Here is a 13,077-nt window from a genome sequence, read left to right on the forward strand (position 1 = left end):
GCATATCGATGCAGAACGACAGGGCCCCGGCTCCCCCATGGGAGCCGGGGCCCTGTTCGGCTGCCTGGTCGACTGTCAGGACGCTCCGTCGCGCCAGGCGTCGAGGACGGCCTGGACGGCACGTGAGACCTGGTTCTGCTCAGAGCGGTCGGCCCACACGTGAGCGTCATGCTCGGTGAGCTTCACCGTCTCGTCGGTTGTGGTGACGGCGGCGGTGAAGTTGAACTGGCGGGTCTTGCGGCCGCTGCCGGAGCGGTAGTCGAAGTGGCCCAGGTAGTCACCCACAGCGGCGACCGTCAGGCCGGTCTCCTCGGCGACCTCCCGCCGCAGCGCGTCGACGAGGTCTTCGCCGTTCTCGACGCCGCCGGAAGGCAGTTCCCACAGCCCGCCGAGATAGTCGCCGGCGGCTCGGTGGAGCAGCAGCACCTTCCCGTCCGGGTCGGCGATGACGGCGCCGACGACGGTCTTCTCGACGCCCTCACGTTCAGCCGTGTGGGTGAGGTCTTCGAGGAGTTCGTTGGTGACGGAAGACGGACTCACAGCAGATCCTTCGCGTGGGCAGCGGCTTTGGCGATGGCCGCGGTGTAGGCGTCGGCGAGGCGGACGTCGTCCTCCCCGTGCCACACCGGCAGCTTGAGGGTGGTGGCGTGCACGTGTTCGGCGACCGGGAACTCCCCGGCTACGGGCCCTTGGAAGCCAGCGTAGCCAGGCAGCAGGGCCCCGGGGCGCCGGAACAACGGATGGGTGCCCAGCGGGCAGGTCGCCCCTGGCAGGTCCGCCTCCACAGCGCCCTCGGCGTGTACGGCATCGAGGAACCGTCGGATCGGCAGTCCACCGAGCTCGGCCGACTCGTACCGCAAAGGCAGCGCGTACCAGGCCGGCCGGGCCGAGGCGGGCACGTACGGCGGATAGACGCCAGGCACGTCGTCCAGGGCCTCGCACATCCGGGCCGCGATGGCCAGGCGCCCTGCCAGGTAGCCGTCCAGGCGGGGCAGTTGGGCGCGGGCGAAGGCGGCGGCGAGCGGGTGGATGCGCAGTTTCAGTCCCATGCCGGTGACCGCGAACCGCGCGAGTGGGTGGTCGGCGGGGATCTCGCGGCGGCATCGCTTGTTGTACTGACCGTGCAGCAGCACCCGGTAGTACAGCTCACTGTCGTCGGTGGCGACGAACCCGCCTTCGCCGGCGGAGAGCGGCTTGGGCCCGTTGAGGCTGAACGCCGCGGCGGTGCCGAACGAACCCGTGCGTCGGCTGTTCCACGTGGCGCCGTGTGAGTGGGAGCCGTCTTCGAGCAGCATCAGGCCGTGCTCGTCGGCGAAGGACGCCAGGGCGTCCATGTCCTCGGGCAGGCCCCACAGGTGGACGGCGACCACGGCCTGCGTCCGGGCGGTGATACGTCGGGCGGCATCGCTGAGGTCGAGCTGCCCGCGGCTGTCGACGTCGGCCAGCACGGGATGAGCACCGAGGTGGAAGAGCGGTGTGGCCGTGGCGTGGAAGGTGAGCGCAGGCACGATCACCTCATCCCCTGGGCCGATCCCGGCCGCGGCGTACATCGAGTGCAGTGCGGCGGTCCCCGTGCAGGTGGTCACGATGTGCCGAACTCCGAGGTAGGAGGCGAGCGCGTCCTCCAGGTCGGCGACAACGCCGGAGCGGTCCGGGATCGAGACGGCCGCCTCCAGTTGCGCGGCGACCGCCTCACGGTCGGTCTCCGCGATCGGCGGCCAGGCAAAGTGCGGTCCCGGGACGCTGATGGCGGGTTCGCCGCCAAGCAGAGCGAGCGGGGAGTCGTTCACGCCAGGTACTCCTTCGGGTCGGCGGGGCGGGCGGTGGCCTGCGAGGCGTAGGCGGCGGCCAGGAACGCGGCGTGCGGCAGGTGCTCGGCGGGGCCGGAGGGGTTGGGGCGCGTACCGTCCAGAACACGGCAGAAGTAGTCGATCTGTGTGGCGGCCGCGCACGGCCAGGCCGGTTCGCGCACGAGCGACTCGAGCACCTGCCCGGCCGAGTCGAGGCGTCGCACCATGCCGCGCTCGACGACCACGGCTCCGTGCGGGCCCGTAATGGCCAGGCGCTCGGTCTTCGGTCCCGCCGAGCGGGAGACCAACAGCGAGCCGTACAGTCCCGCGTCGTAGGCCAGGTGCACCAGGGCGGTGTCCTCGGCGTCGTAGTCCGCGCCCGGCGCGGCGGCGGCCGAGGTATCCGCCAGGACCCGGTCGGGCAGGCCGAGGTACCAGATCAGCAGGTCGATCAGGTGGTAGCCCATGTCGGCCAGGCATCCGCCACCGGCGAGCTCGGCCCGGCCGCGCCAGCCGGCGGCCGGGTCGGGGCAGTGGAAGGTGTACCGGCCCTCGACCAGGTACGGGCTGCCGATGTGCTCCAGCAGATCGACGGCGGCGGCGTAGAGGGGGTGGAAGCGCCGCTGGACGGTGACCATCAGTTCGATTCCTGTCTTCCCGCACAGCGCGGCCAGCTCGACGGCCTCGTGGGCGTCGGTGGCGAACGGCTTCTCCTTCATCACGTGCACCCCTGCCTCGGCGCACGCCTCGATGACCGCCCGTCCGGCGTGATGCGGCACCGCGGCGACGACGAAATCCGGCCGTGCCTCCTTCAGTAGGCGCGTCAGATCGGTGAAGCCCGGCACTCGCCACTGATCGGCCTGCGTGGCCGCGCGCCGCGGGTCCACGTCGCACACGGCGACGAGCTCCGCGAGCCGACAGTCGGCCAGAGCGGGAAGGTGGTCTTTCTGCGCCTGGCCGCCGAGTCCCACCACGGCGGCCCTCTTGGGCATGCTCATCGCTCACACCTCTTCCGAATGCGAGCGGTGGCCCGCCGACTGCAGGCCACCTGCCCTTCGAGGACACCGCGTCTGAGGCTGGATCGGGAGGCCCACTGGCGGGGCATGCAAAGCCGTTTGCATCTGATGCAAAGGCCCTGCCCCGGCCCGGCGCGCACCGCTACGGTGAGGGGTGGCGCGCCTCTCGGCTACAGGCGGGGACGATATGGATGCGGTCAGAGCTCGGGCGGTGCCCGCGGGCGCAGATCCCGGCGAGCTGGTCCGCCGTATACGCAGGGAGCGCGGACTGACCCTGGCCCAACTCGGTGGGCTGACCGGCTACTCCGCGGCCCAGGTCTCCCGGTACGAACGAGGCATCTCGCCACTGACGGACGTGGTGGTGCTGCGTCGCTTCGCCGACGCGCTCGCCATCCCGCCCCACAGGCTCGGTCTCACTCCTGAGCCAGAGGTCCGACATGGGCAGGTGATCGGGCCAACCATCGCCTACCCCAGCCTTCCCGCCCCTAGGGTGGCGGGTACGACTCTTCGGGAGGGCGGTGAGGATCCAGTGCGGCGCAGGCAGTTGCTGGCGAACCTCGCGGTCACGGCCGCCGCCGCGTCCGGCGCCTCCATCCTGCCAACCGGCAGTCCGCCGGTGAACGGAGCCGCGCTCGGCGAGCTGCTCGTCGGCCGCGTACGGGACGCGATGCTCGGCCTGCACACCGGCGTCACCGTCCCACCCACCTCAGCGCTTCACGCTGACATGTCCCGCGCTCTCACGGACTTCCACACCTGCCGCTACGGCAGTCTCGCCGTGCGCCTGCCCCGGCTGATCTGCGCGGCGCATGCACGCGTGGCCGGCGGCGACGGTGCGGAAAACGGTACGTTGCTGGCTCAGAGCTACCTGCTGGCCACGCGCATGCTGATCAAGCTCGACGAGCAGCAGTTGGGCTGGATGGCCGCCGACCGCGCACGCCAGACCGCCGAGGCCGTCGGCGATCCGCTCCTGGTCGCCGACGCAGCCCGCCAGCTCGCTGTCCTCGCGCGCAAGGCGGACTGGCACGACCAGTCGATGTCCATCGCCCTGAGTGCCGCCGACCACCCCAGCCTGCGCAGTGGCGTACCAGCCCACACGGCCGCGCGCGGGCTGCTGATCCAGTCCGCGGCCTACACCGCCGCCCGGGCCGGCGACGCCGCCGGGATGCGGGAGCTGACCGACGAGGCAGCCGCCATGGCGACGGAGCTCGGAGGCAGCACCTTGCTGCGGGACCACGGCGGCGGCTTCAGCCCCACCACCATTCAGCTCCACCGGGTCTCCGCCGAGAACTCCGCCGGCGACCCCTCCGCCGCTCTCGCCGCCGCACAGGCCGTGGTACCGCAGAGCCTGCCCAGCACCGAGCGCCGAGCCCGCTACTACACCGACATCGCCGCCGCGTTCGGACGGTGGGGCCGCCGTGCCGAGTGCATCCGCGCCCTCCTGGCCGCCGAGCACCACGCCCCCGAGGAGACCCACGCCCGCCCGGCCGTCAAGTCCCTGGTCTCAGGGCTGCTGGTCTCCGGACGCACCACCACCGAACTCCGCGGACTCGCCGCCCGCGTCGGCGCCCTTCACACGTAACGTCAGATATGGTCCAGCTTCCACAGGCGCCACATGCCGGTGCCGTCCGACAGGTACTCCGTGCCGGCGATGTCGTTGGTGCTGAGGATGTGGTCCTTCTGCTGCCAGATCGGGATCATCGGCACGTCCTCGGCGACGATCTTCTGGATGGCGCGGAAGTCCCCGACCGCGCGGGAACGTTCATCCTCGCGCTGGGTGGCGAGGATCAGGTTGTTGATCTGCTTGCTCTGGTAGCCGTTGTAGAAGACGGGTTCGGGGCCGACCAGCGGGGTGGTGAAGGTGTCCGGGTCGGGGAAGTCCGCGATCCAGCTGATGAGGTAGGCGTCGAACTCGCCCTTGGGGAAGGCGTTGGTGAAGCCGTCCCAGTCGCGCCGGTCTATCGTCACCTCGAACAGCCCGGTGTCCTCCAACTGGCGGCGTACGGCGACCGTCTCCGCCTCGCTGGAGGTGCCGCGCGCCACGCCGAGCGTGAAGCGGACCGGCGTCGTGATCCCGGCCTCCTGGAGGAGGGCGCGGGCCCGGTCGGCGTCGGGCTTGGGGTAGGCGTCGAAGAACGGGGTCTTGTGGCCGCTCATGCCCTGCGGGATCAGCGAGTACAGCGGGTCCACGGTGCGGCTGTACACGTCGCGGACGATCTGCTCGCGGTCGATGATCGAGGCGATGGCGCGGCGCACCGCCTTCTCCTTCATCGGCGAGTGGCCGCGCAGGTCGAACACCAGGGAGCGGGTGGTCGCCGCCGAGATCTCCATGGATCGCAGTTCCGGGTCGGCCGGGTTGAGGTCGGCCAGTTCCTTCGGCGGCAGGCCGCCGCCGACCACGTCGATGTCCCTGCGCTGCCAGGCCCCGCTCAGGGCCGCGGCGGAGTCGAAGTAGCGGACGGTGACGGACCTGCCGGTGCCGGCGGCGCCGTGGTATTCGCCGTTGGGCTTGAGCACCGCCTTCTCGCCGTCCTTGTACTCCTTGAGGACGTACGGGCCGGATCCCGAGACCTTGTTGTCCGTGCGCAGCTTGTCGGCCGGGTAGAACTCGCGGTCCACGATGGACCCGGCGCCGCTGGCGATCTTGTACGGGAAGGTGGCGTCCGGGCTGCGCAGTTCGAAGACGACCTTCCGGTCCCCTTCTGCGCGTACGGATTTGAGGGTGCTCAGCAGCGGCTTGGGCCCCTGCTTGTCGCCGATGTCGATGATGCGGCGGAAGGAGAACTCCACGTCCTGCGCCGTCATGGTGCGGCCGCCTGAGAAGTGCAGGTCGGGGCGGAGTTCGCAGACGTACTTGAGCAACTCGCCGCCTTCGAAGCCGCAGGAGGAGGCCGCGTCCGGGACCGGCTCGCTGTCGCCGGAGGTGAAGGTCAGCAGCGACTGGTAGAGGTTGCTGTACAGCGCCCAGGAGCCGCCGTCGTACGCGCCGGCGGGGTCCAGTGCGGTGACCGTCTCCGTCGTCCCGATCCGGATCGCCTTGCCGTCCTCGTCCGATGAGGACACCAGCCGGAAGCCGCCCACCCCTGCGGCCGCCAGGACCAGACAACCGACCGCTACCCGTACTCCTACCTTGCGCATCCTGCGCCCCCTCCAGCGCTGAGGCGGACGTACGTATGCATGCGCACATCCATCCCACGGTGGTTCAGCAGCCAACCACATGGAACATGCGTACGTCAGCAACTGCCGTGCATCGTTTGCAACTTGTGTCCCTGGGCGTAACAAGCCGTCCGGCGCGACGCCGAGCCGGGGTGGTAAAGCGGTAACGACGGGAACGACGGGAGGGGGTGGTACGGACGGGTGGTCAGGCCCGGGTGGCGGCCAGCTCGACCACGGTGACGTCCGGCGGCGCCCCGACCCGCACCGGCGGCCCCCAGGCGCCCGCGCCGCGTGTGACGTACAGCTGGGTGTCGCCGTACCGCTCCAGCCCGGCGACGGTCGGATTGGCCAGCTCGGCTATGTAGTTGCCGGGCCACAGCTGGCCGCCGTGCGTGTGCCCGGACAGTTGGAGGTCCACGCCGTGCCTGACGGACTCGTGGATCACCACCGGCTGGTGGGCGAGCAGCACGGACGCCCGGCCGGGGTCGCGGTCGCCGAGCGCCCTGGCGTGGTCGGGGCCCTGGCCGTCCCGCTCGCCGGCGATGTCGTTGACCCCGGCGAGATCGAAGCCCGGCAGCTCGGCGCGGGCGTTCTCCAGTGGCCGCAGGCCGAGTTCGCGGACGTGGTCGATCCACTGGCGGGCGCCGGAGAAGTACTCGTGGTTGCCGGTGACGAAGTACGCCCCGTGGCGGGCGCGCAGCTCGCGCAGCGGCTCGGCGGCGGGGCCGAGGTCCTCGACGCTGCCGTCGACCAGGTCGCCGACGACCGCGATGAGGTCGGGCCCGGTGCGGTTGATGGTGTCGACGATCCGGCGGGTGTGGGCGCGGCCGAGGATCGGCCCGAGGTGGATGTCGCTGACGACGGCGATCCGGAAGCCGTGCGCCTGCCGGGGCAGCCGCGCGAGCGGCACGGTGATCCGCTTGAGCCGGGGCCCGCTGAGGACGGTGTACGCGCCGTACCCGACGGTCCCCGCGGCGACGGCGCCCGCGCCGAGCGCGACGGCCCGCGACACGAACAACCGCCGCGAGGCCGCGGGGTGGGCCTTCGGACCCGGCTCAGTGTCCGGCTCGGGCTCGGCGTCCGGTTCCGGGTCGGCCTTTGGCCCGGGCTCGGGCTTCGGTCCGGGGTCCGCCTCGGGTTCGGGCTCGGCGTGCGGCCCGGGCTCGGCCTTCGGTCCGGGGTCCGCCTTGGGTTCGGGCTCGGCCTTCGGTCCGGGCTCGGGCTTCGGTCCGGGCTCGGCCTTCGGTCCAGGGTTCCCTCCGGCCGTCGGCGGGTCCGCAGGCCGCGGCTCGGCGCCGGAGCGGTCCGCGCGGGCCGACGGCAGGAAACGCAGCAGCAGGGGCCGTACCGCCTCACCCACCAGCAGCGCCAGCGTCAGATAGAGGACCAGCGCCAGCCACAGGTACCCCGGCCAGGCCAGCACCCGCTGGACCGCGAACGGCGCGCCCGCGCGCCCGCTGACCAGCGCGGCGACGCTGACGAGCGGCAGGAGGACGGCGGCCGCCGTGCCCGCGCGGCGGGCCCGGCCGCCGGGGGCGGTGGTGTCGTGCACCAGCCGCCGCCACAGGTACCAGTGCACCCCGGCCAGCAGGCCGACCACCGCCAGCGCGATGAGCACGAAGACCGCGACCACGTCGTCCCTTCCCCCGCCTTCCCCCGCCGTCCCCCGTGACGTCCTACGGGAGGTTCCCCGTTAGGCCCTACGAGTGCCCCACGAGGCTCCACGAGGCTCCAGAGGTTCTACGAGTCAGGACTCGGCATCGTTCCGGCGCAGGGCCCGCAGTCCGCGCAACCCGATCACGCCGATACCCGTCCCCAAGAGAAACGAGGTGATCGCAAGCAGCAGATGCACCCAGAAGTACGCGGTGGGGTCGCCGGAGTCGTCGAAGGCCAGGCCACTGCCGTCTTTCCATAGATTTTTGACGAAAGTGGACCAAATGACCCAACTCCATGCCCCGAAGGCGAGCAGGAACCAGGACACGGGGCGGCTGAGCTTCATGGGTTCCAGTATGGGCTCCGCGCGGCGCGTTCCCCCTCGTGGGTCCGGTTCGACCGTGCCGCCCGTCACCACTCGATCGCGCAGCGGTACGTTCACCTCCGTGTCCAGGACTTCCGCCGCCTCCGCCGCGGCCATGACCGTTGCCGTGTCCCTGCTGCTCGCCACCGCGCCCGCCGCCCTTGCCACCGGAGCGCAGAAGGACAAGCCGCGCGAGCCCGAGCCGCCCGCGCGGATGTCGACGGTGGGGGTGAGCGGCTCGGCCGGCCCGGGACGCAGGTGTCCCTGAAGGCGGGCGCCCCCGCCCTGCCGAAGAAGCTGTCCGCGCGGTCGTGGCTGGTGGCGGACGCGGAGTCCGGCGAGGTGCTGGCCGCGCACAACGCGCACTGGCGGCTGGCTCCGGCCAGCACGATGAAGATGCTCTTCGCGGACACGGTGCTGCCGAGGTTCCCCAAGACGGCGCAGCACAAGGTGCTGCCCTCGGACCTGGAGGGCATGGGCGAGGGCAGCAGCCTGGTCGGCATCAAGGAGAACTACACGTACACGGCGCACGACCTGTGGCTGGGCGTCTTCCTGCGCTCCGGCAACGACGCGGTGCACGTGCTGTCCGCGATGAACGGCGGCGTGGACAAGACCGTCCGGGACATGCAGCGCCACGCCGAGGAACTGAACGCGCTGGACACACATGTGGTCACCCCCGACGGCTACGACGAGAAGGGGCAGGTCAGCAGCGCGTACGACCTGACGCTCTTCGCCCGCTCCGGGCTTCAGAAGAAGGACTTCCGGGAGTACTGCTCGACGCCGACGGCGAAGTTCCCCGGCGAGTTCAAGAAGCCGGAGAAGGGCGACAAGGGCAAGCCGGGCAAGCGGCAGCGCGAGTACTTCGCGATCCAGAACACCAACCGGCTGCTGACCGGTTCGGGGGTGCCGTTCTACAAGGGCATCGCGGGGGTGAAGAACGGCTCCACCACCGAGGCGGGCAACACCTTCACCGGGGTCGCGCAGCGCGGCGACCGGGTGCTGCTGGTCACCGTCATGAACCCGCGCGACGAGCAGCTGTACGGGGTCTACAAGGAGACCGCGCAGCTCTTCGACTGGGGCTTCAAGGCGGCCGGTTCGGTCGATCCGGTCGGCACGCTGGTCAAGCCGGGCAAGCTCACCGGGGACGGCGGCACGTCGGGGACCGACGACAGCAAGCCGGGCGACGGCAAGGGGCAGGCGCAGGCCTCGGCGGGCTCGGGCGACGGGTCCGGTGGCGGCGGCAAGTGGACGGCGGTGGGGCTCACAGCGGGTTCGGTGGCGGCGTTGGGCGCGGTGGCGTTCCTGGTGCGTCGCCGCTGGCCGCTTCCGCAGCCGGCGCGTCGGGGCGGCCGGGGCCGCGGCTGACGCTGCCGTCGGCCGCGTCGGCATCGCTTTCAGGGGCGGCGTCGGCGGTAGCGGCAGGGCCGTCGGCGTCAGCGGTCGCGGCAGGGCCGTCGGCGTCAGCTTGGGCGTCAGCGGCCGGGCCCGCGGCGGCACCGGGGGCCGCGTCCTCCTCGGTGCCGCCGGGGGCCGCCTCCTCCTCGGTGCCGCCGGTGGCCGTCCAGGCGGCGCAGTACAGCGTTAGCTTCGCGGTGAGGTTGATCCACAGGAGCAGGGCGATGGGCACACCGAACGCCCCGTACATGCTCTTGGCCGCGACCCCTTGCAGATAGCCGCTGAGCGCCAGCTTCAGCCCCTCGAAGCCGACCGCGCCGATGAGCGCGGCGACGAGGACCTGGCGGCGCGGCGGATGCACGCTGGGCAGCAGCGTCAGCACGTAGCACATGAGGAGGAAGTCGGCGGCGACGGCGGCGGCGAAGGCGGCGAGCCGCAGCAGCCAGCCGCCGACGCCGTTGCCGGAGATGTCCAGTTGGTCCGCCGTCCACCCGATGGCGGTCACGGCGAAGGTGGAGACGGCGAAGGAGCCGACCGCGACCCCGCCGAGGCCCATGAGCACCCCGCCGTCCTTGAGCTTGCGCAGCACCGGGTTGCCGGTCTCGTCGTCCAGTTCCCATACGGCCCGCAGGCACTCGCGGAGCGAGCCGACCCAGCCGATACCGGTGAGGAGGAGCAGCGCGCCCGCGACTGATCCGACGGTGGCCGCGTTGTCCACCAGGCCGCTGAGGTCGAGCTGGCCGGAGATGCCGGGCACCCGCTCGGCGAGCTCCTGTTCCAGCTCGTTCATCCGGCGCTCGCTGAGTACGGCCGCGCCGATCGCCGCCGCGACCGTGACGAGGGGGAAGAGCGCCACGAAGCTGACGAACGTGATCGCGGCCGCCAGCCGGGTCCAGTGGACGCGGTCCAGCGTCTCGTACGCGCGCCAGGCGTGCGTACGCATCAGGCGGGCGGCGAGCGGGCCGATCCACGGCAGCCGGGTCAACCAGTCCATGGTCCAGACCTCACCGGTTCGTCAGTGTTCATGCGTGGTCCTGAACCCGGAACACAAGGTTCCGGGTGCCCCAGAAGCGTAGGCAGGTGGCGAGGGCCATGCCGACTCCGGCCCCGGAGACGGTGTCGGCGCGGGCGGAGGTCAGGCCGAGGCCGTAGTGCGACACGAGCAGGCACAGCAACTGCACGGCGGCGCCGGCGGCGTTGACGGCGCAGAAGACGACGTACCGGCGGGCGCGGCGTACGCCCGGCCGACGCCGGTAGGTCCCGACGGCGTTGCCGAGGTAGGCGACGGTGCACGCGGCGGCGAAGGACAGCGCCTTCGCGGACAGCGGCCCGAACCCGGCGGACCCGCGCAACCAGACGAAGAGGACGACGTCGACGGCGTACGCGGCGCCCCCGGCGAGGGCGAACCCGGCCAGCTCGGGCAACAGGGCGCGGAGGCGGGCGACGGCACCGGCGGGACGAGCGCGCGGCGGCACACGGGGACGGGCGGGGCCGAGGGCATCGCGCGGCGGCGCACCCCTATCAGCGGCACCACGCGGCGGCGCACCCGGATCGGCGGCACCACGCGGCGGTGCACCCGGATCGGCGGCACCGCGCCGCAGGACGCCCCGGCCGACGGCGCCTCGCGGCGGGGCGGCCCGATCGGCCGCATCGCGCGGCCCCCGCGGCGGGCCGCCGACGTCACCGACGTCACCGACGTCGCCGACGTCACCGGGAGCGCCGGGCGCCGTCACAGCCCCGCGACCGCCAGTCCGTACAGTCCCGTCCAGGCCAGCGCGATCACCGCCAGCGGGCGGTCGCGCAGCACCACATCCTCCGGCGCCCCGGCCGTGCCCCGGTCCGCGAACACGGCGTACCGCAGGACGGCGAGGATGAAGGGGATCATGGACAGCTGGCGCCACGGCAGCAGTCCCCCGCCACCGCCGGTGCCGCCCTCCAGACCCTCCAGGCCCCCCACGCCTTCCACGCCCTCCAGCGCCCACAGGCAGTACGCGAGCACGGCCACCCCGGCGGCGAGCTGCCATACGAACCGCAGATAGCCGACGGTGTACTCGCGCAGCAGCGCCCGCGAGGCGCCCGGCGGGCGGCTGTCGCCCGGGCCCGCCGGGCGGGCCATCAGCAGCGCCTCGCTGTACCGCTTGGCAGCCACCATGAACAGCGCGCCGAACCCGGTGGTGATCAGGAACCAGCGCGACAGCGGAATGCCGAGCGCCAGCCCGCCGACGACGGCGCGCATCAGGAAGCCGGTGGTGACGACGGCCAGGTCGACGACGAGGACGTGCTTGAGCGAGACGCAGTAGGCCAGTTGCATGGCGACGTAGGCGGTCAGCAGCCCCGCGGTGGCCGTGTTGCACAGCGCCGCGGCGGTGACGGGGGCGAGGACCGCGAGGAGCGCGCCGACGGCGTACGCGACGGACTCGGGCACCTGCCCGGAGGCGACGGGGCGTCGGCACTTGTCGGGATGCGCGCGGTCCGCCTCGGCGTCGACGGCGTCGTTGACGAGGTAGACGGCGGACGCGGCGGCGGTGAAGAGGGCGAAGACGACGGCGAGCCGGGCCAGGACGGGCCCGGAGCCGAGTTCGCCGGCGGCGGCGGGCGCGGCGACGACGAGCACGTTCTTCACCCACTGGCGCGGCCGCGCGGTACGCAGCAGCCCGGCGGGCAGGGACGCCGCCCTCGCCCGCGCCGTGGCGGCGGCCGACGGGGGCTGGGGCCGGGGCCCCTGCGGCTGGGGCTCTTCGAGCAGCGTGTCCGGGTCGGTCACGGGACCCTCCGGGCACACGGCAGCCGCATGCGGCACGCCCGGGCGCGGCACACGTGCCTGGGGTGCCATGGTCGGGCCCCCTGGCCGGGCCCCGCACACCGCAAGCCGGCTACGCGCCCCAGAAGCGCCGCCGAGGCACAGCCGACGGGGCACAGCCGACGAGGCACGGCCGTCGCGGACCCGCGACACCGGCGGCCGGCGGGCGGCACCTTCCGAACCGCCGCGGCGTCACCCATGACCGCTTCCCCTCCCCTGGAGGGGCCCGCGGGCCCAAGGGGCGGCGAGGCGGGCGGTCAGGGCGCCCAGGAGGGCGCCCGCCGCGATGTCCGTGGGGTAGTGGACGCCCGCCACCAGCCGGGACACGCACATCGCGGCCGCCGCGCCCGGCAGCCATCGCCCGCTCGGCCACCCGGTCGGCCACCCGGTCGGCCGCAGCGCGCCGTACGCGACCACCGCCGCGGCCGAGGAGGCCGCGTGGGAGCTGGGGAAGGAGTGCCGGGCCGCCGTGCGAACGAGGGGCGGGCGGCCGGGGAGGTCCGGGCGGGGCCGCCGTACCACCCGCTTGAGGCCCATGCTCGCCAGGTGCGCCGCGCCGACGAGCACCGTGCCGCGCAACCACGCGGCACGCCGCCCGGCGTCGCCGGTCCTGCCCGCCCGCGCCGCTCCGGTCAGCCCGGCGGCCAGCCACACCGCGCCATGCTCGCCGCACCAGGACAGCGCGCGGACGGCGGCCGCCACCCGCGGATCGCTCCCGCGGTCACGCAACGCGACGAGCAACCGCCGATCGAGCCCGCCACCGGCCGGCGGGCCTTCGAGGCAGCCCGCCGCGAGGCCCCACACCGCCCACGGGAACGGCGACGCCGCCCCCGGCCCCGCGCCGCCGCGCCGCCCCGACCCGTTCCCGGTACGGGGCGCACCGTCCCGACGGGCGCGCGCCGACGC

The 13,077-nt window shown here is 73.0% G+C and carries 11 protein-coding genes and 1 pseudogene; 2 read left to right on the forward strand and 10 right to left on the reverse strand.

Going from position 1 to position 13,077, the window contains the following annotated elements; all coding sequences use genetic code 11:
• Positions 1–75: 75 nt before the first annotated feature.
• From Q3Y56_RS13800 to Q3Y56_RS13810, 3 genes are read right to left on the reverse strand one after another with little or no spacing between them, the layout of a single operon-like run.
• Positions 76–540 carry an NUDIX hydrolase gene (locus tag Q3Y56_RS13800; RefSeq protein ID WP_304462220.1) on the reverse strand — a complete coding sequence of 155 codons (465 nt, stop codon included), beginning with the start codon at positions 538–540 and terminating at the stop codon, positions 76–78.
• The gene (locus Q3Y56_RS13805; RefSeq protein WP_304462221.1) at positions 537–1,790 is read right to left on the reverse strand and encodes a DegT/DnrJ/EryC1/StrS aminotransferase family protein; all 1,254 of its coding nucleotides are present in this window, start codon (positions 1,788–1,790) and stop codon (positions 537–539) included. Before Q3Y56_RS13805 ends, Q3Y56_RS13800 begins: the two co-directional genes overlap by 4 nt.
• Positions 1,787–2,788 (reverse strand): Gfo/Idh/MocA family protein, encoded by a 1,002-nt coding sequence (locus tag Q3Y56_RS13810; RefSeq protein WP_304462222.1) that lies wholly within the window; start codon positions 2,786–2,788, stop codon positions 1,787–1,789. The genes Q3Y56_RS13805 and Q3Y56_RS13810 overlap by 4 nt, the downstream gene beginning before the upstream one ends.
• 229 nt (positions 2,789–3,017) lie before the next feature.
• On the opposite strand from Q3Y56_RS13810, the gene Q3Y56_RS13815 reads away from it, so the two are divergent.
• Complete coding sequence (locus Q3Y56_RS13815; protein ID WP_304462223.1) at positions 3,018–4,385, forward strand: helix-turn-helix domain-containing protein; 1,368 nt, start codon at positions 3,018–3,020, stop codon at positions 4,383–4,385.
• A 2-nt stretch (positions 4,386–4,387) separates the two neighbouring features.
• On the opposite strand, the gene Q3Y56_RS13820 is transcribed toward Q3Y56_RS13815, so the two are convergent.
• From Q3Y56_RS13820 to Q3Y56_RS13830, 3 genes are all read right to left on the reverse strand, one after another.
• Positions 4,388–5,941 (reverse strand): ABC transporter substrate-binding protein, encoded by a 1,554-nt coding sequence (locus Q3Y56_RS13820; protein ID WP_304462224.1) that lies wholly within the window; start codon positions 5,939–5,941, stop codon positions 4,388–4,390.
• 223 nt (positions 5,942–6,164) lie between these two features.
• Positions 6,165–7,592, reverse strand: a complete 1,428-nt coding sequence (locus Q3Y56_RS13825) for a metallophosphoesterase (RefSeq protein WP_304462225.1) — start codon at positions 7,590–7,592, stop codon at positions 6,165–6,167.
• Positions 7,593–7,706: 114 nt separating this feature from the next.
• The gene (locus Q3Y56_RS13830) at positions 7,707–7,958 is read right to left on the reverse strand and encodes an SCO4848 family membrane protein (protein WP_304462226.1); all 252 of its coding nucleotides are present in this window, start codon (positions 7,956–7,958) and stop codon (positions 7,707–7,709) included.
• Here Q3Y56_RS13830 and Q3Y56_RS13835 point away from each other — a divergent pair.
• A pseudogene (locus Q3Y56_RS13835) lies at positions 7,897–9,341 on the forward strand (D-alanyl-D-alanine carboxypeptidase). The gene Q3Y56_RS13830 and the pseudogene Q3Y56_RS13835 overlap by 62 nt on opposite strands.
• Here Q3Y56_RS13835 and Q3Y56_RS13840 read toward each other — a convergent pair.
• The 4 genes from Q3Y56_RS13840 to Q3Y56_RS13855 all read right to left on the reverse strand — a co-directional run bounded on the left by Q3Y56_RS13840 (position 9,238) and on the right by Q3Y56_RS13855 (position 12,873).
• Positions 9,238–10,365, reverse strand: a complete 1,128-nt coding sequence (locus tag Q3Y56_RS13840; protein WP_304462227.1) for a YihY/virulence factor BrkB family protein — start codon at positions 10,363–10,365, stop codon at positions 9,238–9,240. The pseudogene Q3Y56_RS13835 and the gene Q3Y56_RS13840 overlap by 104 nt on opposite strands.
• 28 nt (positions 10,366–10,393) lie before the next feature.
• Positions 10,394–10,846 (reverse strand): GtrA family protein, encoded by a 453-nt coding sequence (locus tag Q3Y56_RS13845; protein ID WP_304462228.1) that lies wholly within the window; start codon positions 10,844–10,846, stop codon positions 10,394–10,396.
• A gap of 254 nt (positions 10,847–11,100) precedes the next feature.
• Positions 11,101–12,135 (reverse strand): decaprenyl-phosphate phosphoribosyltransferase, encoded by a 1,035-nt coding sequence (locus Q3Y56_RS13850; RefSeq protein WP_304462229.1) that lies wholly within the window; start codon positions 12,133–12,135, stop codon positions 11,101–11,103.
• Between the two features lie 228 nt (positions 12,136–12,363).
• Positions 12,364–12,873 (reverse strand): phosphatase PAP2 family protein, encoded by a 510-nt coding sequence (locus Q3Y56_RS13855; RefSeq protein ID WP_369696745.1) that lies wholly within the window; start codon positions 12,871–12,873, stop codon positions 12,364–12,366.
• Positions 12,874–13,077 lie beyond the last annotated feature (204 nt).

Source organism: Streptomyces sp. XD-27 (assembly GCF_030553055.1).
Taxonomy (GTDB): domain Bacteria; phylum Actinomycetota; class Actinomycetes; order Streptomycetales; family Streptomycetaceae; genus Streptomyces.

Excerpts from the sequence above, each read along its gene's own strand:
- Q3Y56_RS13830 (WP_304462226.1), bottom strand. The coding sequence starts at position 7,958 with ATGAAGCTCAGCCGCCCCGTGTCCTGGTTCCTGCTCGCCTTCGGGGCA.
- Q3Y56_RS13840 (WP_304462227.1), bottom strand. The coding sequence starts at position 10,365 with ATGGACTGGTTGACCCGGCTGCCGTGGATCGGCCCGCTCGCCGCCCGC.
- Q3Y56_RS13820 (WP_304462224.1), bottom strand. The coding sequence starts at position 5,941 with ATGCGCAAGGTAGGAGTACGGGTAGCGGTCGGTTGTCTGGTCCTGGCG.
- Q3Y56_RS13810 (WP_304462222.1), bottom strand. The coding sequence starts at position 2,788 with ATGAGCATGCCCAAGAGGGCCGCCGTGGTGGGACTCGGCGGCCAGGCG.